Annotated in this window: 15 protein-coding genes; 6 read left to right on the top strand and 9 right to left on the bottom strand. The window is 65.2% G+C overall.

Annotated elements, in window-relative coordinates; translation table 11 throughout:
* The first annotated feature begins 123 nt into the window (after nt 1-123).
* On the top strand, nt 124-804 hold the full coding sequence (locus L284_RS38595; protein ID WP_021234731.1) for an SDR family NAD(P)-dependent oxidoreductase: 681 nt from the start codon (nt 124-126) through the stop codon (nt 802-804).
* An 8-nt stretch (nt 805-812) separates the two neighbouring features.
* On the opposite strand, the gene mtnP is transcribed toward L284_RS38595, so the two are convergent.
* From mtnP to L284_RS38555, 8 genes are all read right to left on the bottom strand, one after another.
* Nucleotides 813-1,703, bottom strand: a complete 891-nt coding sequence (mtnP, locus tag L284_RS38590; RefSeq protein WP_021234730.1) for an S-methyl-5'-thioadenosine phosphorylase — start codon at nt 1,701-1,703, stop codon at nt 813-815.
* Nucleotides 1,693-2,334 (bottom strand): TetR family transcriptional regulator, encoded by a 642-nt coding sequence (locus L284_RS38585; RefSeq protein ID WP_021234729.1) that lies wholly within the window; start codon nt 2,332-2,334, stop codon nt 1,693-1,695. The genes mtnP and L284_RS38585 overlap by 11 nt, the downstream gene beginning before the upstream one ends.
* Before the next feature lie 20 nt (nt 2,335-2,354).
* Nucleotides 2,355-3,140, bottom strand: coding sequence for an SDR family oxidoreductase (locus L284_RS38580; RefSeq protein WP_021234728.1), 786 nt, complete (start codon nt 3,138-3,140; stop codon nt 2,355-2,357).
* Between the two features lie 140 nt (nt 3,141-3,280).
* On the bottom strand, nt 3,281-3,568 hold the full coding sequence (locus L284_RS38575; protein WP_152524689.1) for a hypothetical protein: 288 nt from the start codon (nt 3,566-3,568) through the stop codon (nt 3,281-3,283).
* Between the two features lie 82 nt (nt 3,569-3,650).
* Nucleotides 3,651-5,129 (bottom strand): 2OG-Fe(II) oxygenase family protein, encoded by a 1,479-nt coding sequence (locus L284_RS38570; protein WP_031342540.1) that lies wholly within the window; start codon nt 5,127-5,129, stop codon nt 3,651-3,653.
* 8 nt (nt 5,130-5,137) lie between these two features.
* On the bottom strand, nt 5,138-6,319 hold the full coding sequence (locus tag L284_RS38565) for an aspartyl/asparaginyl beta-hydroxylase domain-containing protein (RefSeq protein ID WP_160172134.1): 1,182 nt from the start codon (nt 6,317-6,319) through the stop codon (nt 5,138-5,140).
* A gap of 27 nt (nt 6,320-6,346) precedes the next feature.
* Entirely contained in the window at nt 6,347-8,419 is a 2,073-nt protein-coding gene (locus L284_RS38560; RefSeq protein WP_021234724.1) for a tetratricopeptide repeat-containing sulfotransferase family protein, read from the bottom strand.
* A 100-nt stretch (nt 8,420-8,519) separates the two neighbouring features.
* Nucleotides 8,520-11,540 carry a TonB-dependent receptor domain-containing protein gene (locus L284_RS38555; protein WP_021234723.1) on the bottom strand — a complete coding sequence of 1,007 codons (3,021 nt, stop codon included), beginning with the start codon at nt 11,538-11,540 and terminating at the stop codon, nt 8,520-8,522.
* A 439-nt stretch (nt 11,541-11,979) separates the two neighbouring features.
* Here L284_RS38555 and L284_RS38550 point away from each other — a divergent pair, with 439 nt between their 5' ends.
* From L284_RS38550 to L284_RS38540, 3 genes are all read left to right on the top strand, one after another.
* Nucleotides 11,980-12,504 (top strand): hypothetical protein, encoded by a 525-nt coding sequence (locus L284_RS38550; RefSeq protein ID WP_152524688.1) that lies wholly within the window; start codon nt 11,980-11,982, stop codon nt 12,502-12,504.
* Between the two features lie 376 nt (nt 12,505-12,880).
* Nucleotides 12,881-16,060: a TonB-dependent receptor domain-containing protein gene (locus L284_RS38545; RefSeq protein ID WP_235054414.1), complete on the top strand. Its 3,180-nt coding sequence runs from the start codon at nt 12,881-12,883 to the stop codon at nt 16,058-16,060.
* Nucleotides 16,061-16,144: 84 nt separating this feature from the next.
* Nucleotides 16,145-17,116, top strand: a complete 972-nt coding sequence (locus tag L284_RS38540; protein WP_021234720.1) for a 2OG-Fe(II) oxygenase — start codon at nt 16,145-16,147, stop codon at nt 17,114-17,116.
* Between the two features lie 58 nt (nt 17,117-17,174).
* On the opposite strand, the gene clpB is transcribed toward L284_RS38540, so the two are convergent.
* On the bottom strand, nt 17,175-19,754 hold the full coding sequence (gene clpB, locus L284_RS38535; RefSeq protein WP_021234719.1) for an ATP-dependent chaperone ClpB: 2,580 nt from the start codon (nt 19,752-19,754) through the stop codon (nt 17,175-17,177).
* A 368-nt stretch (nt 19,755-20,122) separates the two neighbouring features.
* Between clpB and L284_RS38530 the strand changes: the two genes are divergently transcribed.
* A complete protein-coding gene (locus tag L284_RS38530; protein ID WP_021234718.1) occupies nt 20,123-23,038 on the top strand; it encodes a M16 family metallopeptidase in 2,916 nt (971 codons plus the stop codon).
* 25 nt (nt 23,039-23,063) lie between these two features.
* Nucleotides 23,064-23,366 carry a hypothetical protein gene (locus L284_RS38525; RefSeq protein ID WP_021234717.1) on the top strand — a complete coding sequence of 101 codons (303 nt, stop codon included), beginning with the start codon at nt 23,064-23,066 and terminating at the stop codon, nt 23,364-23,366.
* The last annotated feature ends 1 nt before the right edge of the window (nt 23,367 follow it).

The following is a 23,367-nucleotide window of genomic DNA, read 5'->3' as shown; positions in this document are numbered from 1 at the left end:
GGGCCCGGCATCGACAGGGCCCGGCATCGACAGGGCCCGGCATCGACAGGGCATTGTCCTGCCTCGGCGCCTTGCCGTGCGCCCGGCAGGCCGTTAGCCTCGCGTCGAAAACGAGGAGTTCTCATGGCACGTTCGGTTATCGTCACCGGTGGTTTCGGCATTCTCGGCGCAGCGGTGGCCGCAGCTTTCGCGCGCAGCGGAGACAAAGTGGCCCGCATCGACTTCGCGCCGGAAGCCCGCACGCCGCTCGTCGGTGCGCTGGACATCGGCGGCGTCGATCTGACCGATGCCGCAGCGACGCAAGGCGCGCTGGACGAAGTCGTCTCTGCCCAGGGCGGTATCGACGTGCTGGTCAATGTCGCCGGCGGTTTCACCTGGGAAACCTTGGAAGGCGGATCGCTGGCGAGTTGGGCGCGGATGCAGGCGATGAACCTCACCACCGCTGTAACCATCACCCAGCTTGCCCTGCCCCGGCTCAAGGCCTCGGCAGCGGGCCGCGTCATCAGCATCGGCGCGGGCGCAGCGGTCAAAGCCGGCATGGGCATGGGCGCCTACGCGGCCTCCAAGTCCGGCGTCCACCGCCTGACCGAAGCGCTGGCCGAGGAACTCGCGGGCACCTCCGTCACCGTCAATGCCATACTGCCCAGCATTATCGACACGCCGACCAACCGGGCCGACATGCCGGACGCCGATTTCTCCACCTGGGTTCAGCCAGAGGCGGTCGCGGAGGTGATCGGCTTCCTCGCCTCGGACGCGGCGCGCGCCGTTACCGGCGCACTCATTCCGGTCACGCGCGGCGGCTGAGCCTCAGTTCAGTCGCGGGTCCCGAACAGGCGGCAGGCCACCGCATCGAGCCGGGCGACCACGCCCGGATCGCGCGCACCGGGCGCCGTGATCACCGCATGATCCAGCGCCCTGTCGATCGGACTGGGCGCGCGCTCCGGCGGAAGGTTTGCCGCCAGCTTGCGCAGCGTATCGCGCGCCACGCGGGCGTTGGCGTGCATGACTTCCAGGACATGGCTGACCTCGACGCCCGCCTCTTCCTCGCGCCAGGCGTCGTAGTCGGTAACCATGCCGAGCATCGCATAAGGCAGTTCCGCCTCCCGCGCGAGACGGGCTTCCGGCATGCCGGTCATGCCGATCACGTCCGCTCCCCAGGCGCGGTACATGCGGCTTTCCGCGCGCGTGGAGAACTGCGGGCCTTCCATCGCGAGATAGCACCCGGCAGGGTGGACTTTCGCCCCGGCGGCTTCCGCCGCCGCTCCCGCCACTGCGGAAAGACGCGGACAGACCGGATCGGCCAGGCTCACATGCGCCACCAGCCCGGTGCCGAAGAAACTGCCCTCTCGACTGGTGGTGCGGTCGATGAACTGGTCCACCATGACCATATGCCCCGGCGCCATCTCCTCCCGCAGCGAACCGATGGCGGACAGCGCGAGCACGTCCGTCACCCCGCAGCGGTTGAGCACGTCGATATTGGCGCGGTAGTTCACCGAGGAGGGCGGGATCGCATGGCCGGCGCCGTGGCGGGCGATGAACGTGAATCGCACGCCGCCCAGCCGCCCCGTCGTCACCGGCCCGGAAGCCGCCCCGAACGGACTGGAGACGGAGATCTCCTGCGCCTCCTCCAGTTCGATGCCGGCGGTCAGACCCGAACCGCCGATGATGCCGATGTGCCAGAAGCTGCTTTTCTCAGCGCGCAAGGATACCTGCCATGATGATGTCGATGGTGTGCTCGCGGTAGCGGTCGCGCAGTTCCTCGGTCAACGTGTCCTGGTCGAAACAATGCTTCAGCACCAGCCGCGCCGAGAAGAAGCGGTCCACCGCGCCGGTCACCGTAAAGTAGAAGAGTTGCGGATCGATTTCACGGAACACGCCTGCCCGCACCCCGTCGCCGATCAGCTCCTCATAGGCGCGGTAGATCGGCGAGAGATAGCAGTCTGCGATGCGACGCGCCTCGGTATCGTCGCTCTCGCGCACCATGCGCATGGTCAGGCGGTTGAGATAGGGCACTTCGTAGAAGGTATCGACGACCTTCCAGAGGTGGCGCCGCAGCTTGGCTTCCGGCGACCAGCCGTCCTTCGCCAGCAGCGCATCCACGCTGGTAACGATCGCCTGCCAGTCCCGGTCGAGCAGCGCCTTGAGCAGCCCGGCCTTGTTGCCGAAGTAATACTTCACCAACGCCGAATTGAGACCGGATCGCAGCGACAGCTCGGAGAGCGAGATGTCGATCACGTCGCCCTCGCGCATGATCGCGCTCGCGGTATCCAGCAATTGCGCCCGCGCGCCGGGAGGCGGACCGCCGTGCTCGGCCGAGGAAGAGCCCTGCACCATCTTCGTTACCCTGCGGCCCCTTACTTCGGCCCCATGCGGATCGCACCGTCGAGCCGGATGGCTTCGCCGTTCATGTAGTCGTGTTCGAGCAGGAACAGCGCCAGCCTGGCATATTCCTCGGGCTTTCCAAGGCGCTTGGGAAACGGCACCATGGCGGCGAGGGCATCCTGCACCTGCTGCGGCATACCCGTCATCATCGGCGTCTCGAAAATGCCCGGCAGGATCGTGTTGACGCGAATACCCTCGCTCATGAGATCGCGCGCGACCGGCAGAGTCATCGCGAGCACGCCGCCTTTCGAAGCCGCATAGGCCGCCTGCCCGATCTGCCCGTCCTGCGCCGCCACCGAGGCAGTGTTGACGATGGCGCCCCTGGTCCCGGCGGCGTCCAGCGGATCGAGCGTGACCATCCCGGCAGCCGACTTGCTGATGCAGCGGAAGGTGCCGATGAGGTTGATGCCGATCGCCTTCTCGAACAGCGCCATGTCGTGGGCACGGGGCACGCCGGTTTCGCGGTTCTTGCCCACGGTCTTGGCGGCAGGTGCGATACCGGCGCAATTGACGAGCACGCGCTCCTGCCCATGCGCGCTGCGGGCCTTGGCGAAACCGGCATCGACGCTGGCGTCGTCGGTCACGTCGACCTTGCAGAACACGCCGCCGATCTCGGCCGCGATCGCCTCGCCTGCCTCTTCATTGAGGTCGAACACCGCGACCTTCACGCCCTGCCCCGCCAGCGCGCGTGCGGTAGCCGCGCCGAGACCCGATGCCGCGCCGGTAACGACCGCGGCAAGGCTGCTGTCCAGTTTCATGCTGCTTCCCCTTCCTGCTCGCGAACAGGACGCCGCCGGAAGGTCCGGCGCCGCCCCTGCTGCCCGATGATTTAATCAACCGGTTAAGCAGCCAGGACAAAGAGGTCAACCGAGCATGGAGAAATCGCCTGCCCGTGACATCAGCCGACCGGGTCAAGCCCGCGCTGGACCTGGGAGCGCTCGATATTCGAGCGATCGCCGCGGCGTTGTTCCGCCCACTCGCTCTTGGTCATGCAGATCTTCTTGGCGCGCAGACGCGAGCCGATCTCGGTCACGCGTTCGCAGACGATCGGGTCCTGCTTGGCGGCATCCGCGCCGGGAACCGCAGCAGGCGCCACCGGTGCCGTCTGCGGCGTGGGAGTGCTTGCCAGGGCGGGGACGGCCGGGAGGGCGCAGCAAGCGGCCGCAATTTTGGTGAGCATGTGCATCGTGCAACTCCAAGGCGCCGACCCTGCGGTTCTCACGCCGAAAGACTGGATGAAACGAAGGTAAATCGGGACGTATCGCAGTTCAAGTACGGGCGATGTCGAAGGCGACCGTCAGACGCTCGCCGGCCGCGAAGGGTCTGGTGGCGTGCCACATCCACGATGGGAACAGCACGAGCCGCGCCGGGCGCGGCTCCACGGACCGGCGCGGCGCGATGTGACCGCCCAGCCCCTCCGGCGCACCGCCGATGTCCAGCCATCCCTCGCCGGAAGGAAGGTCCTCGGGAACGGAGAGGTAGAGCGCGGAACTGATCCAGCCTTGCGGGTGGTGGTGCGCCGCATGGAATCCCGCTCCCGCCAGCCGCACCGACCAGCTCCCGGCAAAGCGCGGGCGAGCGGTACGCTTGACTCCCAGCATGGGGTGAGAGGAATCGGCAGGCGGCAAGGCGGCCTGGAAGGCGGCAACCTCTTGCCGCAGGACCTCGCGCAGGCGGGCGATTTCCGGCTCGCACCGCGCAAGCAATATGCCGTCCGTCTGCGTGCCCCCGCGCACCGACTGATCCAGAAAACGCCCGGACCGGGCATGAAGCCCGCGCAGTAGCGGTAGCAGCGATTCAAGCCCCAGGGCCTGCGGATCGAGATCGACGATCCTGATCAGCCCCTCCTGCCCGTCGAGCCAATCCGATCGCGGATCGCCGGCGCACCGCCACGCAAGCGCGGCATAGGGCCAGATCGCTTCCGCCCCCGGTGCCGTCAGCCAGGGCTCGATCTCCGCGACCGCGCGCGCCAGATCGCCGGTGCGCAGCAGATGACGCAGTCGCCAGACCGCAAGGCCCTGATCGGCGGCTTCGGCACCCGCCAGCTCTGGCCTGTCGAATGTCGCAGCCGCCTCTTCCGCGCGGCCGAGTTCGTCAAGCGCCGCAGCCCGTGCGACCAGGAACGGGCGCAGCGGCCCATGCACGGCAATGGCCCGATCGGCCGCGGCAAGCGCGTCCGCATGGCGCTCGCCGGAGAGCAGCAGATCTATGGCCAGGCTGCGCAAGGCATGGCTTTGCGCAAAACGCTGCAAGGCCGCCTCAATCGTCGAAAAAGCACGGTCCCCTTCGCCGACCATCGCCGCAAGCTGGGCGAACTGCCGATGTCCTTCCATCCAGCCGGGATTGGCGGCGAGCATCGCTTCCAGCTCCACCAGTCCGCGCCTGCCCTCTCCTTCCGCCAATCGCGCCGAAGCCAGACCCAGGCGGATCTCCGCTTTCGCCGGGGCCAGCAGAGTAGCCCGTTCGAACAGATGGGACGCCGGCCGTCCGGCCTCCAGCGAGACGTGCGCGAGCGCGTGAACGACGCCGGCATTGTCGGGCGCCATGGCCATCGCCGCTTCCAGTGCGGCCATCGCCCCCTCGCGCCGATCGAGCGCGCGGCGCAGCATGGCCGTCCAATGCAGCAGGCCGACATCGGGCCGGTTGCGCGCCAGCCATGCGGTCAGGCGGGCTTCCGCCTCCTCTTCTTCGCCGCGCGCCAGAGCTCGTTCGGCAAGCTGTGCCAAGGCCTCGCGTTCGTTCGTCATCGACCCGTTCACCGTCCCGCCGTTCCGCGGCCCGCCGCTGCGATGGTTGCCGCCACCGCTTCACGCTCGCCCTGCGTCAGCCCGGGGTGCCATGCGTCGAAGATCAGCACGACGCGGAGCAGGTCCGTGGGGTTCATGGCTTCGTGCTCCATGGTGTCGTCGAAGGCGAAAGCCTCTCCCTCGCGCCAGTCGCGGGTCTCGGCACCGACCCGGAACCAGCAACCCGGCGGCACCACGAGCGGCAGGTGACAGACCAGCCGGGTGTTGTCGACGCCGACATGCGGGGGGATTGCCGTGTGCGGGGCCAGCAGCGAGAACATCGCGTTGGGCGAAGCGCCCGGTACTTGCGGCTGCGGCAGGCGCGACAGCAATTCCATCGTGCGCGGCGCCTGCGCCGCATGGTGCGGCACGATCGCGCCATGCCGCAGGAGATGGATCGCGCTCCAGTCCCGGTTGCGGTTGAGCGGGCGCCACTGGGCCAGATTTTCGCGCTCTTCATACTGGATATAGGGTTCGAGTTCGGCCCGCTCCGAGTGAAGCAGAGCCAGCATCTCGGCCCGGATATCCGCGAAAGCGCCTTCCACCTCGGCCAGCCAGGGAACGGTGTGCCGAGGATGGAACTCGCGCTCGACCAGGCCGGGATAATGGAAGTGGGTCGGCTCGCTGTGGTAGACGCGCGTCTTGCGCAGGATGTTGTCGCGAAAGCGGGCGAGGCGCCATGCGTGATCCGCGTCGGTCGAGGATTCCGGCCGGTTGTCGTCGCCCTCTGCCGGCTGGGCGGCCTTAGCGAGTTCGCGCTCCTGCTCCTCCACCCAAGCCGCGTGAAAGGTCCGGCCGGCAACGATCGCCGCTTCGAGCGGCGGCGGCAGCGGACCCTCCGGTACGTGCGCAAGCGCTTCTCCCCAGGCGGCACCGGCCTGCCCATCGCCGACCCGCTCCAGCAGACCGGCTCGCATGACCAGCGCCATGAAGTCCAGCGGAGCCTGCTCCAACGCCCGGTATACAGCCTCCAAAGCCTGGTGCGGCTGCCGCAGCGCCCGCCGCAGCCCCGCCAGCTTGAGCCACTGCGCAACCAGCCCCGCCGCCGGCAACCCCGTCGAGCCGGAAGCCAGCACCGTCTCCAGCGCCTGCGCCGCACCGGCAAGATCGCCGGCTGCCGTAAGCCGGTCGACGTCCGCGAAAATCGACACCCCTATGTTCATCGCCCCCCCGAGCGTTCAGAGCGAATCGGCAACGATGCCGGAAGTCTCGCTCCAGACAGGCACGCGGTCGTCTTCGAGCGAATAACCGAAGCGTTCCACCCAGGGACGCAAGATGTCCAGCACCGGTTCTAGATGCTTTTCATAGCGGCGCCAGCGACCTGCGGAGCGGGTATAGACCGCCTCCGTGACTTGCGCGTAACTGGCGGTTCGCACGACCCCCCGCGATCGTGCCGCCTCCCGGTGATCGAAGCCCTCGCCTGCCCAGGGCACGCCTAGCCAGTCGAACAACGGTGCAAGCTCTCGCGATTGGTCCGTGACCAACCTTTCGTAGACCACCGTATGCACCGGCAGGCCGAACGCCGCTCGCGCCTGCTCCCAATAGGAGAACGCAAGGTCGTAGAACCTCGCCGCTGCTTCCAGGTTCAGGAAATTGCTCATCGCGTTGTTGGTGCGGAAATTGGTGATGAAGCAGCTCAGGACGACGTCGCAAGGATGCCGCAGCGCCAGCACGTAACGGGCATCGGGAAAGAGGCGGCGGATCACCGGCACTTTGCCGAGGTGCAGCGGGTGTTTGTCGATCACCAGCGTCTCGGCGCCAAGCGTGCCATGTGTCGAAGCACTCCGGAAATAGCGCGCTCGCGCTTGTGCTATCGCTGCAGCATCGATCCCGGCCAGGGCTGCAACACCGCCAAGATCGGCTTCGATTTCCGCGAAGTAAGGTTCCTCCTCCAGAACCAGCGTGTTCGCCGCAGTCATCAGCATCGTGTCGAGCAAGGTCGTGCCCGAGCGAGGAAAACCGAGCAGGATGACGGGCGAGGCGCGCTCGGCTGCCGGTGCCTCGCTCCACGTCGCGATCCACGGCGGCGTGACCAGGGCACGATCGCGGGCCATGTCCGCACGGAAGCGCTCCGCGCGTTCGCCGGGGCGGGACGGCTCTTCCAGCAGGCTTGCGTTCATCGCCGTAAAGGCCTCGAACGCCTGATCGTAGCGCCCCATGCGATCGAGCATGATCCCGCGCAACTGGTGGCGGCGATTGGCCATGACCACTTCGCCGGATTGCTCCAATGCGGCGAAAGCCTCTTCGAACCTGTCGGCCCGCTTGAAGCGGAGGGCATCGATGAAGGCGATGGATTCCGCGTCGGCACCGCCAGTGAGAGCGCGGGCACGCAGAGGCTGCAGTTCCGCCTCGCGGTTGCTGCGTTCGTAGACGGCCGCAAGACCGACGAAGGAGGGTCCGAGTCCAGGCTCGATCGCCAGCGCCGCCTCGAAACGGTCTTCCGCTATGGCATAGTCGTTCCGACGCGCGGCCTCCTGACCATAATTGGACTGCAAGCCGGCATCCTGCGGGGCGCGCCGCGCGGCTTCGGCGATCGCCTCGTACTGCCGATCCTCCATGCCGATCTCGTGGTAGAACGTGGCGAGAGTCAGCAGCGGCACGTGATCCTGGGGGAAATCGCGGGCAGCATCGCGCAGGATGCGCTCGCCCTCCTCCACCCGGCCCGCCTTCAGCAGCGCCGTTCCCAGGTTCACACGGATCGGCGGCGAATCCGGCGCCAGCACCATCGCGCGGCGCAGCACCTCCACCGCTTCGGAATGGTGCCCCTCCTCGCTGAGCGCATTGCCGAGATTGTTCAGCAGCGACCAGTCATCCGGCTGACGCGCCAGCACATGGCGGTAGAGTCTGACCGCCCGCCCAAACTCACCGGCGTCCTGCGAGAGATGGGCAGCAATCCGCGCCAGCCGCAGACTAGGCTCGGCCATGGCCGAGGCTTCGTCGCATAGCGCCAGGGCCTGCTCCTTGCGATCCGTGCGCAAGTAGGAATCGGCGAGATTGGTCCGCACCACAAGATCCTGCGGACGCAAGGCATGCGCGCGCTGCAGATATGTCGCGGCCCGTTCGAACTGGCCGCGATGAAACTCCACCGCGCCGGCCAGGGCCGCCAGTGCCGCATCGTTCGGCGCGGCGGCCAGTGCCGAAACGACGGCGTCCGCAGCTTCGTCAAGCCTGCCCATACGCGCCATGCCGGCGATGCGGCGCAATTCCTCGGAAGTATCAGACTGTTGGGCAGGCGGAACGGTGCTGGTCATGCGGGAACCCGAATTTCACGGCGGACCTGCCCGCCGAAAACAAAAAGCGGCGGCCCTCCAGGGAAGACCGCCGCCAAAGACTAACCGTTCGTGGGAACGATTAGAAGTTCATGGTGATGCCGGTGAAGACATAGCGACCCAGCGAGTCGTACGTGCCCGGATAGACGTTGCCGTTACAGAACACCGAGGCGCAAGCAGCCTGGGTGACCAGCGGCGGATCCTTGTCGAACAGGTTGGTCGCACCCAGGCGCCAGGTCAGGTTCTTGCCAAGGTCGGCCGTCAAGGTCAGGTCGAAGTAGTCCATGCTCTTGAGCTTGTCGTCGAGCGTGTTGGTACGGCCGGCGAGCGAGCTCGAGGGATTGAGGAACTCCACCGTGGCCGACGAGAGGTGACGCCACTGGACCGACAGGCCGATGCCGTTGGTCATCGTGTAGCTCACGCGGGCCTTGTGGCGCCACTTGGGACGGGGCACGCCGCAGGTCGGACCATAGTAGCCCGTGCAGTCGTATTCCTCGGTCAGGCCGTTGTCGACGCTGTACTTGTCCAGCAGGGTGCCGACGAAGTTCACCGACACGCGGCCGGCATTGCCGATCTCGGTCGAGTAGTTGCCGTTGAACTCGAAGCCGCGGGTCTGCACGCCGCCGACGTTCTGGTTGGTGTCGATGACGTAGCCATCGGGGCTCAGCCAGAGCGAACCGGCAGGGTTACGGTTGACCAGATCGCATGCGCTGGAAACGCCGTCACCGCAAGCGGCGAGAATGGCGTCGGCGCCGAACTGGCGAATGGCGTTCTTCACCTTGATGTCGAACCAGTCGACGCTGGCGGTCAGGCCGGGGATCCAGCGCGGCTGGAGGACGACGCCGACGGTCTTGGTGGTCGACTTCTCCGGAGTCAGGTCCGGGTTGCCGCCGATCAGGCCGTTGTACTGCGAAGCCGGGTTGAGCGGCGTACCGGCAACCAGGCCCTGCGCGGCGCATGCTGGCGAGATCGTGTCTTCTCCGGCGCAAGGATCGGTCGTGCCGTCAAGCGCGACGATCTGCGGAGCGAAGAGTTCCTGGATGTTCGGCACGCGGACGGCACGGTTGTAACCTGCACGGATGCGGATATCCGAAACCGGGGCAAGGTCGACACCCAGCTTGAAGGTGTCGGTGTTGAAGGTGCGACCGTTCGAAACCTTGTAGTGCGAATAGCGGTAGCCGCCATTGAACGACAGGTTCTGAACGAAGCCGTCCTGGATCAGCGGAATGTCGATTTCGCCGAACAGTTCGGTGACCTTGTAGCTACCCGAGGTCGAAACCGTGGGCGCACCCTGGCCGGTGAGGTCGCCGGTGGTGAAGGCATAGTCGGTCTTGAGGTCCAGCGCATCGCGGCGATATTCGGCGCCGAGAGCGATGTTGATACCGTCTTCCGCAAGCGGCGACTTGATGCCGTATTCACCGAGCAGACCGGTGAAGCTGGCGCTCGCCACCTGCTGCGAGGTGTTGCCCTTCATGAAGCCGGTGGAGGTGAGGTAATCCAGCGCGCCCTGCGAGATCGGCGCACCGCTGAACACGTCGTAAGGAACGCAGCGCGTATCCTGGCCGGTTACGGCGACACGGCAAGCCGGACCGCTGGCGGTGGAAACGACGTCCAGCGCATTGGCGAGGCGCGAAGCCGAGAACTCGTTGGTGTAGACCTGCGAGTAGTTGGTGCGGCCGTACTGGTAATAGGCGTCGTAGGACCAGGCGTTGCCCAGTTCGCCGCGCGAACCGATGATGGTGCGGAACGCGGTGTGCTGGAGATCGCTCTGACGTGCGCCGCCTTCCACGTTGCGGCGAAGCAGCTGGAAGAACGCCTTGTTGTAAGTCGCGCCCGTGGTCGGATCGATGAAGTTGACCGGCGCTGCACCCGGGTTCGGGTTGAAGGCTGCGCCTGCGGCGAGCGGGAAGTTCCCGAGGAACCCGTTGACCAGATTCGACGCGTTGCAGATTTCACCGCGCTGCTGAGCCGACAGAAGCGGGTTGTCGCAGTTGATGGTCAGCGTGTTGCCGAAGTTGCCCGAAGGCGCGATCTGCGCGACCGTGCGGTCATCCATGAACATGAATTCCATGTACGGATGAATGGCCTTGCTGATCTCGTAGTCAGCGAAGACGCCGGCGGTGTAGCGCTCGTCGGGGCGCTGGTAGTAGTTCAGCGGCGCGAAGTTGTAGATGTTGCGGCCGCCCGGCGTGATCGTGCCGGCACCAAGTGCGCCGGTCGTCGAGGCATCGGAGCCTGCCGGGAAGTAGAAGCCGTTGCCCGGCGCCGCCGTGCCTGAACCACCGCAGTTGAACGCGCTGCCCGAAGCCGAGATGGCGCAGGACGAATAGTCGCGGCGACCCTGAAGCAGCGGGTTGGCGCGGCGATAGCCGACGTAGGCGGTGGCGTGACCACGGCCGTCATCGAAGCTGGTGCCGAATGCTGCGGTAAGGTCGTACTGTCCGCCGCCGACGGTTCCCCCGCGGGGATAGTCGTAGGCCGGATCGCCGGCGCGCTTGTCGAGAACCGAGCGGATGAACTGGTTGTCGTTGTTATGGGTGTAGACGCCGTAGTTGGCGTCGATCTTGAAGCCCTCGAAATCGGTGTCCATCACGAAGTTGACGACACCGGCAACCGCGTCCGCGCCGTAGGTGGCGGAAGCGCCGCCGGTCAGCACGTCCACGCGCTTCACCAGCGCGGCCGGGATGAAGTTAAGGTCAGCCGCGGACGTGGTGGTGTTCGGGTCGCCCGTCATCAGGCGCCGGCCGTTGATCAGCACCAGCGTGCGCGAAGGGCCAAGGCCGCGAAGGTCGACGTTGGCCGTACCGGTCGCGCCGTTCGCGAGGTTGGAGCTCTGCGAGGCGAGCACCTGCGGGAGCGAGTTCAGCAGGTCTTCCGTGCGGGTCGTACCCTGGAGCTGGATGTCCTGCGACGAGACGGTGGTGATCGGCGCGATCGAGGTTTGGTTCGGCGCGACGATGCGGCTGCCGGTCACGACGATGGCTTCGCCGGAAGTCGACGAGTCCGCAGCGTCCTGTGCCTGAGCGCCGCTGCTCAGCATGGCGAAGCCGAGCACCAGCGGTGCTGCGCCTGCCTTGAGCGCATTGATGGTTTGCTTGTTCACGTGTGTGTCCCTTTTTTCCAGAGCGCGGTGTGAGGCCGACACCCTTGAATTTTCCGACACGCCTAATCTCGGTAAGGATATTTCGCGTGTCGGAAGATGCACTTTCATTACGCAAAGAAGGACTTGCTCAAAGACCTTTGAACATTGCGCCGCAACATTCACGGATCCTTGTGACAAATCCGCAACAAAGCAGCCCTATGAACGGCGAACCGCAGACAAACCCCTTGAACGGCACCTCGAAAAGATGTGACTCCCGTCGTGGCATTGCCGCAACATCGTTACGCATAAAACCCGCTCAAGCATCGAAATGATACAATCGCATCGGCTGATGAACAGGCGCTTCTGACCGGCAGCAAGTGCACTTGCTGCAAGTTTAGCCGACTTGCTACGACACTCTGCAATCTGACGGCAAAGGATCCAGGCATTGAACAAGGCACATTTGCTCGCAGCGGCGATTTTGGCGCTGTGCTCCCAGTCGATGGCAGCAGCGGATCCTCGCGAGGAGGCCAAGGATCGACCCGAGCCGTATCGCCAACTCGTCGCCTGCCGCGAGGTCCAGGAGGCCCAAGCCCGTCTCGCCTGCTACGATCGGCAAGTGGCAGCGCTGGAACAAGCCACAAGCCGCCACGAGATCGTGATCGCCGATAGGAAAGCCGTCGATACGGCAAAGCGCGGGCTGTTCGGCTTTGCTGCGCCGGTCGCCAAGCTGATGGGCTTTGGAGGAAGCGATGCGGCAGGAGACGAGCTGAAAGCCATCGAAACGACAGTTACGGGCGTGCGTCGGGCCGCTCCCGGGTGGGTGATCGACTTCGAGGATGGCAGCACATGGGAGCAGAACGATACGCGTGACTTCGTACTGTCACCCAAGATCGGCAATGAGGCGAAGATCGAGCGTGGTCTTCTGGGTACATTCACCGTTTCGGTTCGAGGTCAACGACCGATAAAGATGCGCCGCGTGAAGTGACGCCGGGGCAGCATTCCGGCAAAGCGTCGCACCAAATGGGTAAACAAGAAATCGACGTATAACTGGCCATACGCGACATAATCCGTCGCGAAAATGTCTGCACATTTCCGTTTGTGACAATGAGAGCACATCTACTCTGACTTGCCCCCTGAAATACGGGAATAAACGGCGGGGCGCGATGTTGCATCTTGGCCACAATCATCGATGCAATTCCATCGCGGGTGCCGTTTACGATTGAAACCGAGCGCCCACGGCGCAAGAAATCCCTCCATGGTAATCAGGGGCGTTCGCGCACGATGATTACCGCCTCCGGGTGCACGGCGGGTCTGGTCACGCTTCCAGCCGTGCGCACGAAAGCAACAAGGGACACATAAACGTGCAAAATTCTCTGAAGAAGGCTGCGCTGCGTAGCGCCGCCAGCCTGCCGGTATTCGCGCTGGCATTCGCCACGAACGCCTACGCGCAGGACCAGGCGGCCGACGCCGAAGACTCGGCCAATGCCCCCGCCATCGTCGTCACCGGTTCGCGCATTTCGACGCCGAACCTGGAATCGGCCAACCCCGTCGCCATTCTGACCGGCGAGCAGGTGTTCAGCAGCGGCAACCTCTCGGTTGGCGACCAACTGAACGAACTCCCACAGCTTCGCAGCAACTTCAGCCAAGCGAACTCCACTCGCTTCCTTGGCACCCGTGGCCTCAACCTGCTCGACCTTCGCGGCCTCGGCACCTCGCGCACACTGGTCCTCGTCAACGGCCGCCGGCACGTCGGCAGCGACGTTCTGGTCAATGCCGTCTCAGTTGACGTCAACACCATCCCGGCCGACCTGATCGAGCGTGTGGACGTGGTGACGGGTGGCGCTTCGGCGGTCTACGGTTCCGACGCCATTGCCGGTGTCGTCAACTTCATCCTCAAGGAAGACTACGACGGCATCAGCTTCCGTGGTCAGAACGGCATTTCGAACTACAAGGATGGCGGCAAGCAGTTTGCCTCGGTCGTCGTCGGCAAGAACTTCTCCGAAGGCCGCGGTAACATCACCCTAGCCGCCGAATTCTCGCACTCGGACGACTTCTACGCGTCGGGCCGCCCCGGTCTGCGCAACAACCGCGGCTTCGTGGTTACCGATACCGATCCCGCAGGCACGCCCAACGGTTCGGACGGCGTGTTCGACCGCACGTTCTATAACGACATTCGTTCGGCAACGATCTCGCTCGGCGGCATGGTCGCTGCTTACGGGAACCCCAACTCGGCGCTGTGCGGACGCGGCACCAATGGCTCGGCCTTCACCTGCAACTACCAGTTCCAGCCCGATGGCACCCTGGTTCCGCAGACCGGTGAACGTATCGGCATCGGCCCGAACGGCAGCTTCCTGGGCGGTAACGGCGCCAGCAACCGCGAAGGCCGCCTGATGGCACTTTCGCCCGACCTGAAGCGCTACACCGCCAACCTGACCGGCCACTACGAGATCACGCCTGCTCTCGTGCCGTTCTTCGAAGCCAAGTACAGCCGCACCGACGCGCGCGGTTCGCAGAGCGGCCCGTTCTTCTCGCAGGGCACCACGCTCGGCGGCGATCCGCGTGAACGCATCCGTCTCGACAACCCCTACCTGAACGGCGATGCACGGCAGGTGCTGACCGATACGTTCGCGGCATCGACCGTTAATGCCAACACCGGCGCCGCATTCACCGACACCGTCGTGAACGGCGTCGTGACACAGTCGGCTGCCGATAAGCTCGCCGCACAGCGTACTGCAATCGCTAACGGCACGTTCGGCTTCAACCTGCGTCGCAACTGGGTGGACTTCGGAAACCGCGACGAGGAAATCCGTCGTGAGACCTTCCGTATCGTCGGCGGTCTGCGCGGTGATTTCAACGACGACTGGAAGTACGAGCTCTCCGTCAACTACGGCGAACACAAGGAACGCAACCTGATCCGCGGAAACGTCAACGTCCAGCGCTACCTGCTGGCTCTTGACTCCACGACAGACGCCAACGGTAATATCGTCTGCCGTTCGAAGATCAATCCGGCTGCCGCCATCTCCTACGTCAGCGACAACGATCCGCTGCTCGCCGGCGACGTCGCCGCTTGCGTCCCGCTCAATCCGTTCGGCCAGGGGTCGGTCAGCCAGGCAGCGAAGGACTACATCCTCACCAGCAGCCTCGCTACGGGCAAGATGCGCCAGACGGACATCATGGGATACGTCTCGGGTGACTCGAGCCAGTGGTTCGAACTGCCTGGCGGCCCGGTAGCGTTCTCCGTGGGCGGCGAGTATCGTCGTGAAACCGTGCGCTACGACCTCGACGACGTGACCCAGGCCGGGTACGCGTTCTACAACGCCATCCCGTCGTTCTCGGCCCCCGCCTTCGAGGTGAAGGAAGCCTACGGCGAAATCCTGCTTCCGCTCCTCAAGGACAAGCCTTTCTTTGAAAACCTGAGCCTGCGCGGTAATGCCCGCGTTTCGGACTACAAGGGTTCGGCTGGTACCGTGTGGGCCTACGGTGGTGAAGCCATCTGGAGCCCAGTTCGCGATCTGACCTTCCGCGGCACTTACGCCCGCTCGGTCCGCGCGCCGAATCTTGTCGAGCTCTACTCGGCTGCGGGTCAAAACTTCGCCCCCAGCTTCACCGATCCCTGCTCTGCTCGCAACATCGGCGCAGGTTCGGCGAACCGCGAAGCTAACTGCCGTGCCGCCGGCGTGCCAATCGGTTACGACTTCAACTACGCGCAATCGCTTGAAATCGTGAGCGGCGGCAACCCCGACCTGCGTTCAGAAACCTCGGATTCCTACACGGTCGGCGCCCTCATCCAACCGCGCTGGGTGCCGGGTCTGTCGATCTCGGTCGACTACTGGGATATGACTGTCAACAACGTCATTGCCTCGGTTGCCGCACAGGACATCGCAAACCTCTGTTACGATTCGAACAGCCTCGACAATTCGTTCTGTCCGCTGTTCCAGCGCGCTGGCGCCAACGGTGGTCCGAACGGAGAACAGCCGTACCAGATCCTCGAAGGATCGCTGCTGCAGAGCTCGCTCAACTACGCGAAGTACAAGGTTCGCGGTCTCGACATGCAGGTCAACTACGACCATTCGTTCGACTTCGGACGCCTGTCGCTGACGGCTTACTGGACCCACTACTTCCAGAACGACCAGTTCACCGATCCCACCGACCCCACCTTCAAGGATCGCCTGCTCGACGAACTCAGCTATCCGTCGGACGCGGTGACCATGAACGCCTCGTTCCAGACCGGCGCGTTCAAGCTGGGCTACCAGCTGCGCTGGCTCGGCGGCATGTACCTCAACACTTACGAGGACTACAACTCGCTAAACGGTCTGCCGCCGCAGAACGCTGACTATGCGCCGATCAAGAAGTACCCGGACGTATTCTATCACGACATCCGCGCTGCTTACGACATCGACGACAACTACTCGTTCTACCTTGGCGTCGATAACGTCTTCAACAAGATGCCTCCGTACGGTCTCACCGGTATCGGCGAAGGTTCGGGTGTCTACCCGAATATGGGCCGCTACTTCTACACGGGCATCACTGCCAAGTTCTGATCGAACGGCGCAACAGGAAATCGGGCCGGTGGAGCAATCCACCGGCCCTTTTCTTTGCCCGCCGCAAAGGCCAAGAGAGAGGTCATGACTCAAGCCAGTGAACGTGCCGTTGCGGCGCTCGAAGGCGGGCGGCAGCAGGATGCCGTCGCGATCGCCCAGGACGCCGCCGCTGCCGGCGATGCCGAATGCCTGGCGTTGTTGGCGCGCTGGCGGTTGATCGGCAGCCCTCTTCCCCGCGACCTGCCCGAAGCCCGACGACTGCTGCGCGCAGCGACGCTTGCCGGCAGCGAAGATGCCGCGATGATGGAAGCCGCGCTTACCGCAAACGGCACCGGCGCCCCGCAAGACTGGAGCGGCGCGACGGCCATCTTGCGCGAGGCTGCCGAGCGCTACGGAGGGCCTGCGGCGGAAGATGCCGCCCTGCTCTCGCGCATGGATCTCGATGACGAAGGCTATCCTCTCGCTCTTCCGGAACCCGAAAGTCTGGGCCGAGACTATCAGGTCAAACGATGGCGGCAGTTTCTGACGCCGGAAGAGTGCGCCCATCTCGCCATGTCCGTGCGCGACCTGCTGGCTCCTTCGATCGTTGCCGATCCGCGCACCGGTCGGTCCATCCCGCATCCGATCCGGACTTCGTCTGCCGCGGTCGTCGGTCCGACCCGCGAATCCCTGCCGCTTCAGGCGATCATGCGCCGCCTCGCCGCCGCCACCGGCACGCGCGTGGAGCAGGGTGAACCGCTGAACGTGCTGCACTACGCGCCGGGGCAGGAATATCGCGAGCACATGGATACGCTGCCCCATGTCACCAACCAGCGCACCGTCACCGCCTTGATCTACCTCAATACCGGATATGTCGGCGGCGAGACTCGCTTTCCTGCGCAGAACCTGTCGGTGGCGGGCGGCGGCGGGGACATGGTGGCTTTCGCCAATACTCTGCCGGACGGATCGCCCGATCCTCGCAGCCGCCACGCCGGCGTGCCGGTTCGGCAAGGCGTCAAATGGGCCGCGACCCGGTGGATCCGCGCAAAGCCTTTCGACGTCTGGAACCACGGCTGACACATATGAAAAGGGCCTCGGCGAAACCGAGGCCCTTTCCTGTTGGTGTTAGTGGAGATCACTTCACCGTGATCGCCAGCGCGCCGTCGCCGTCGTCGATGCGGAGGTGGGAGCCGTCCGGCACTTCGCCGGCCAGCAGCTTCTCCGCCAGCGGGTCCTGCAGGTAACGTTGCACCGCGCGCTTCAGAGGCCTCGCGCCGTAGACCGGATCGTAGCCCACCCGGCCGAGCCAGCGCTTGGCGGCGTCCGTGAGGTCGAGCACGATCTTGCGGTCCTTGAGCAGCTTCTGCACCCGCGCCACCTGGATATCGACGATCGGGCCCATATGCTCCTGGCCAAGCCGGTGGAACAGCACGATCTCGTCGAGACGGTTGAGGAACTCGGGCCGGAAATGCCCGCGTACCACTTCCATCACTTGCGGCTCCACGGAGTCCACGTCCTGCCCTTCATCGAGCTGGGTCAGATACTGGCTGCCGAGGTTGCTGGTCAGGATGATCAGGGTGTTGGTGAAATCCACCACCCTGCCCTGCCCGTCGGTCAGGCGCCCGTCGTCGAGCACTTGCAGCAGCACGTTGAACACGTCCGGATGGGCCTTCTCGACTTCGTCGAACAGCACGACCTGATAAGGCCGCCGCCGCACCGCTTCGGTGAGCACGCCGCCCTCGTCGTAGCCGACATAGCCCGGAGGCGCGCCGATCAGGCGGGAGACCGCGTGCTTCTCCATGAACTCGCTCATGTCGATACGGACCATGGCGCTGTCGTCGTCGAACAGGAAGCCGGCGAGCGCCTTGGTCAGTTCGGTCTTGCCGACGCCCGTAGGGCCAAGGAACAGGAACGAACCGAGCGGGCGGTTAGGGTCCTGCAAGCCGGCGCGGGCACGCCGCACCGCCTTGGAGACGGCCGACACCGCATCCTTCTGGCCGATCACCCGCGCGCCGATCACCTCCTCCATCTTGAGGAGCTTCTCGCGCTCGCCTTCCAGCATCTTGTCGACCGGCACGCCCGTCCAGCGGCTGACCACGCCGGCGATGTCGTCCTCGGTCACTTCCTCGCGCAGGAGCGCGTTTCCGGCCTGGGCCTGCGCTTCGGAGAGCTTGCGCTCCAGCGAGGGGATCGTGCCGTAAGCCAGCTCGCCCGCCTTGGCGAGATCACCGCCGCGCTGCGCCTGATCAAGTTCGACGCGCGCGGCATCGAGTTGCTCCTTGATCCTGCCTTCGGCGGCGATCTTGTCGCGCTCGTTCTGCCAGCGGGTGGTCAGTTCGCTCGACTGCTGCTCCAGGTTGGCCAATTCCTCGCGCAGCGAGATCAGCCTATCCTTCGAAGCCTCGTCGGTCTCCTTGGCGAGCGCCATTTCCTCGATCTTGAGCTGGATGATCCGCCGGTCGAGCTTCTCGATCTCCTCGGGCTTGCTTTCCACTTCCATGCGGATGCGGCTGGCGGCCTCGTCCATAAGGTCGATCGCCTTGTCCGGCAGGAAGCGGTTGGTGATGTAGCGGTTGGAGAGCGTCGCCGCCGCCACCAGCGCCGCATCGGTGATGCGCACGCCGTGGTGCAGCTCGTACTTCTCCTTGAGCCCGCGCAGGATCGAGATCGTATCCTCCACGGTCGGCTCGCCGACGAAGACCGGCTGGAAACGGCGCTGCAGGGCGGCGTCCTTCTCGACGTACTTCTGGTATTCGTCGAGCGTGGTGGCGCCGATGCAGTGCAGTTCGCCGCGCGCAAGGGCGGGCTTCAGCAGGTTGCCCGCATCCATCGAGCCTTCGGAGGCGCCCGCGCCGATCAGCGTGTGCATCTCGTCGATGAACAGGATGATCTGCCCGTCCGCGCCTTTCACTTCGTCGAGCACGGCCTTCAGGCGTTCCTCGAACTCGCCGCGATACTTGGCGCCCGCGATGAGCGCCCCCATGTCGAGCGCCATCAACTGACGGTCCTTGAGGCTGTCGGGGACGTCGCCATTGGCGATGCGCAGCGCCAGCCCTTCGGCGATGGCGGTCTTGCCGACGCCGGGATCGCCGATGAGGACAGGGTTGTTCTTGGTGCGGCGCGCGAGGATCTGCACGGTGCGGCGGATTTCCTCGTCGCGGCCGATAACCGGATCGAGCTTGCCGTCCTTCGCAGCCTGAGTCAGGTCGCGGGCGTACTTCTTCATCGCATCGTAAGCGTTTTCGGCCGAGGCGCTGTCGGCATTGCGACCGCCGCGCAGTTCGGAGATCGCGGCCTCCAGTCCCTGCGGCGTGAGGTTCGCGGCCTTGAGCGCCTGTCCCGCCGAAGTCGTGGTGGCCAGCGCCAGCGCCAGCAAGATGCGCTCCACGGTGACGAAGCTGTCGCCCGACTTGGCGGCGAGCTGCTCGGCCTGGTCGAGAACGCGCACGGCATCGTTGTCCAGACCGGGCGCGCCTTGCGCGCCGCTGCCAGAAACGGTGGGGATCTTGCCCAGCGTCTTGTCGACTTCCTGAACCGCAAAACCGGGGTTGCCGCCAGCGCGCTGGATCAGGCCGGACGCCATGCCCTCGCCGTCCTCCAGCAGAGCCTTGAGGATGTGGTCGGGACTGATGCGCTGATGGTTCATGCGGATTGCCACGGTTTGCGCCGCCTGCAGGAAACCCTTGGCCCGATCGGTGAACTTTTCGAGATTCATGGTATGAATTGCCTCCTAATCTCGACCATATAGTGTTGCATATTTACAACACAAGACATGCTGCCACGGTTTTAGGAAACCGTGGATTTTCAAGAACTGGGAACCCGGTGGCCCCAAAATGGGTTTTCGCGGGCGGAATGCTAGTCCCCTCGAACGACGCTTCCTTCTGGGGGAATCATGCCTCGTCCCGGATTGATCCGGGACACTGGCCAAGCCTCGCCCAAATCCCGGCCGAGCTGGCTACTTCAAGCTCCCGCCTGAAGACTTGTCGGCGGTCCCGGATGAAATCCGGGACGACGTCTGCTCCCAACGAGAGCCATCCCACCTTTGTCGCTGGTCCTTACCGAACAACATGCTAGGCTTCGGTCATGCGACTTGCTCCCCGTTCCAGCGCCATCGCGCTTGCCGCCGCTCTTCTGCTCTCCGCCTGCGCCAGCGCTCCTACGGCGGACGTCGCCTCGGCCCCGCCTGCATCTACCGAAAAAGCCGCTCCGGCCCCCGCTTCCCCGGCCGAACTCGTCGCCAAGGTCGACATTCCCTTCGAAAAGTTCGTGCTGGCCAACGGCCTCACCACCATCGTCCACACCGACCGCAAGGCGCCGATCGTCGGCGTGACGACCTACTACAAGGTCGGCTCCAAGAACGAGCCGCGCGGCAAGACCGGCTTCGCGCACCTTTACGAGCACCTGTTCTTCGGCGGCTCGGCCAACGTGCCGGACTTCGACATTCCGCTGGAAGCGGCAGGCTCCACCCCCACCAATGGCTCCACCTGGTACGACCGTACCAACTACGTCGAAACCGTGCCCACCGGCGCGCTCGACGTGGCGCTGTTCATGGAGAGCGACCGCATGGGCCACCTGCTGCCTGCGGTCACGCAGGACAAGCTCGATAAACAGCGCGGCGTGGTCCAGAACGAGAAGCGCCAGGGCGACAACCAGCCCTATGGCCTGTTCGAATATGCGCAAAGCGAAGGCCTGCTCCCCGTCGGCCACCCCTATCGCCACTCGACGATCGGCTCGATGGCCGATCTCGACGCCGCCACGCTCACCGACGTGCGCAAGTGGTTCACCGACCATTACGGCCCGAACAATGTCGTGCTGGTACTCTCCGGCGACATCGATGCCGCCACCGCCCGCGCCAAAGTCGAGAAGTGGTTCGGCGACATCCCACGCGGGCCTGACATCAAGCCCGTCGCTGCGGAGCCGGTCACGCTCGGCGCGCCTGTCACCCGTGAAATCGCCGATCAGGTGCCGGTGCTGCGCCTTACCCGCAACTGGACCGCGCCAGGCCTCAACGATGCCGATACGCCCGCGCTGCAGATCGGTATGCACATTCTGGGCGGCCTCGCCAGTTCGCGGCTCGACAACGAACTGGTCCGCGGCCAGCAGCTCGCCGTCGCGGTGACGGCCTCGGCGCAAGTGTTCCAGCAGCTCGGCCTGCTGACCATGGCGATGGACGTGAAGCCGGGCGTGGACCGCGCCAAGGCCAATGCCGCCTTCGACAAGGTGCTGGCGGACTACCTGCGCGACGGCCCCACCGAAGACGAAGTGCGCCGCGCCGTGGTGAGTACTCTTTCCGGCGAGATCGGCGGGCTGGAACGCGTCGGCGGCTTCAGCGGCAAGGGCGCGACGCTGGCCGAAGGGCAGGTCTACTCGGACGATCCCGCCAAGTACAAGCAGGACCTCGCGCGGATGGCAGCGCTGACGCCCGCCGAGATCAAGGCGGCACTGAACAAGTGGCTCTCGCGCCCGGTCTATGCGCTCGACGTGGTGCCCGGTGCACGCAAGGAAAGTGGCGACGCGATGGGCGGCTGGGGCGACGAGGCCCAGCAACCGGCACGCGGTTCCAAGCCAAAGGGGACCGACCCCGAGACGAAGGCTCCCGCCATCGCCGCCGGACCGAAGCGCGAGATGCCGCCGCTCGGCCAGATCGGCGCGCTGACGTTCCCCGCGATCGAACATGCAACGCTCTCAAACGGCATCGAGGTCGCCCTCGCCCGCCGCAGCACAGTGCCGAAGCTGGTGCTCTCGCTCGACTTCGACGCCGGTTACGCCGCAGACGCGCTCGATACGCCCGGCACCCAGGGCTTGATGCTGGCGATGCTCGACCAGGGTACGTCGAAGCTCGACGCCACGCAGATCGCCGAGGCACAGGAACGCCTGGGCGCCAACATCTCGGTAGACGGTTCGCTCGATACCAGCAGCGTGACGCTCTCGGCCCTCTCGGCCAACCTCGCGCCATCGCTCGACCTCATGGCGCAGATCGTGCGCGACCCCGCTTTCGCACCTTCGGAAGTGGCCCGCGTCAAGGCGCAGTCTGAAGCGGAACTGGCGCAGGCGCTCTCGACCCCCAGCGCGCTGGCGGCCCGCTCGCTCGGCACCGAATTGTTCGGCACGCATCCATATGCGCAGCCTGGCGACGGCCTGGGCGACGCCGCCTCGCTCGCGGCGCTGACGCCGGACCAGCTCAGGGCTGCGCACGACAAGTGGCTGCGCCCGGACCTGGCGCGCATCACCGTCGTCGGCGACGTGACCATGGCGGAACTGAAGCCGATGCTGGAACGCGCTTTCGGCCAGTGGCAGGCCCCTGCCGCGCCCAAGCCGGTCAAGCCGATCGATACGGCCGTCGCGGCGAGCAGTGGCAACCGCATCGTCCTGATCGACCGACCGAACTCGCCGCAGTCGGTCATCATGGCCGGGCGGGTCTTGCCGATGACCGGCAAGACCCCCGATGTCGAAGCGCTGCAACTGGCTAACGACATCCTGGGCGGCGGCTTCCTCTCGCGCCTCAACAAGGACCTGCGCGAGGACAAGGGCTGGAGCTACGGCGTGCGCAGCGGTGTGGCGCAGCCGATCGGCCCGCGCTCGGTGCAAGTGGCCGCGCCGGTCCAGTCGGACAAGACGGGCGCGGCGATCCAGGCGATCATCGCCGACATGAGCGCTTTCCCGGGCAAGAAGCCGGTCACGGCAGAGGAACTCCAGCGCGTGACCGAAGGCGCGATCCGCCAGCTTCCGAATCAGTTCGAAACGACCGCGGCCGTCCAGGCGGCGATCCGCAAGAACGAACGCCTCGGCCGTCCAGAAGACTACTATGTCACGCTGGCCGACAAGTACCGCACGATTGACGCCCAGGCGATCGGCGCTGCGGCAACGCAGTACCTCCAGCCCAAGGGACTGACTTTCGTGGTGGTGGGCGATCGCAAGGTGGTGGAACCGCAGCTCAAGGGTCTGGGTTTGCCTGTCGAAGTGCGCAGCGCACCGGCGGCGCCGCACGGCCGGGATTAACGGTCCGAGACAGAAGGAGAGAAGAATGTCGCTGCTCGGCGGAACTTACGAATGTTCGACCAAGACCCCGCTGGGGCACCAGAAGGGTACGCTGACCATCGTGCCCCAGGGTGACGCGTTCACCGGCCAGATCACCGGCGACCTTGGCACGATGGACCTGCGTGAAGGCCGCATCGACGGCAACCAGCTGACCTGGAAGATGAAGATGACCTCACCCATGGCCATTGATCTCGACTGCAAGGCCACCGTGGAAGGCGCTGCGCTCACCGGCACGATCAAGGCCGGGTTCTTCGGAACGATGACACTGGAAGGGACCAAGATCTCTTGAT

Origin of the sequence: Novosphingobium lindaniclasticum LE124, from assembly GCF_000445125.1 — a bacterium.
Lineage (GTDB): Bacteria > Pseudomonadota > Alphaproteobacteria > Sphingomonadales > Sphingomonadaceae > Novosphingobium > Novosphingobium lindaniclasticum.
Note: the sequence above shows the minus strand (reverse complement) of the source record. Positions and strands in the feature narration are given on the sequence as shown.

Coding starts and splice junctions, on each gene's coding strand:
- L284_RS38595 (WP_021234731.1), top strand. CDS start 124: ATGGCACGTTCGGTTATCGTCACCGGTGGTTTCGGCATTCTCGGCGCA.
- L284_RS38585 (WP_021234729.1), bottom strand. CDS start 2,334: ATGGTGCAGGGCTCTTCCTCGGCCGAGCACGGCGGTCCGCCTCCCGGC.
- L284_RS38580 (WP_021234728.1), bottom strand. CDS start 3,140: ATGAAACTGGACAGCAGCCTTGCCGCGGTCGTTACCGGCGCGGCATCG.
- L284_RS38575 (WP_152524689.1), bottom strand. CDS start 3,568: ATGCACATGCTCACCAAAATTGCGGCCGCTTGCTGCGCCCTCCCGGCC.
- L284_RS38570 (WP_031342540.1), bottom strand. CDS start 5,129: ATGACGAACGAACGCGAGGCCTTGGCACAGCTTGCCGAACGAGCTCTG.
- L284_RS38560 (WP_021234724.1), bottom strand. CDS start 8,419: ATGACCAGCACCGTTCCGCCTGCCCAACAGTCTGATACTTCCGAGGAA.
- L284_RS38540 (WP_021234720.1), top strand. CDS start 16,145: ATGACTCAAGCCAGTGAACGTGCCGTTGCGGCGCTCGAAGGCGGGCGG.
- clpB (WP_021234719.1), bottom strand. CDS start 19,754: ATGAATCTCGAAAAGTTCACCGATCGGGCCAAGGGTTTCCTGCAGGCG.
- L284_RS38530 (WP_021234718.1), top strand. CDS start 20,123: ATGCGACTTGCTCCCCGTTCCAGCGCCATCGCGCTTGCCGCCGCTCTT.
- L284_RS38525 (WP_021234717.1), top strand. CDS start 23,064: ATGTCGCTGCTCGGCGGAACTTACGAATGTTCGACCAAGACCCCGCTG.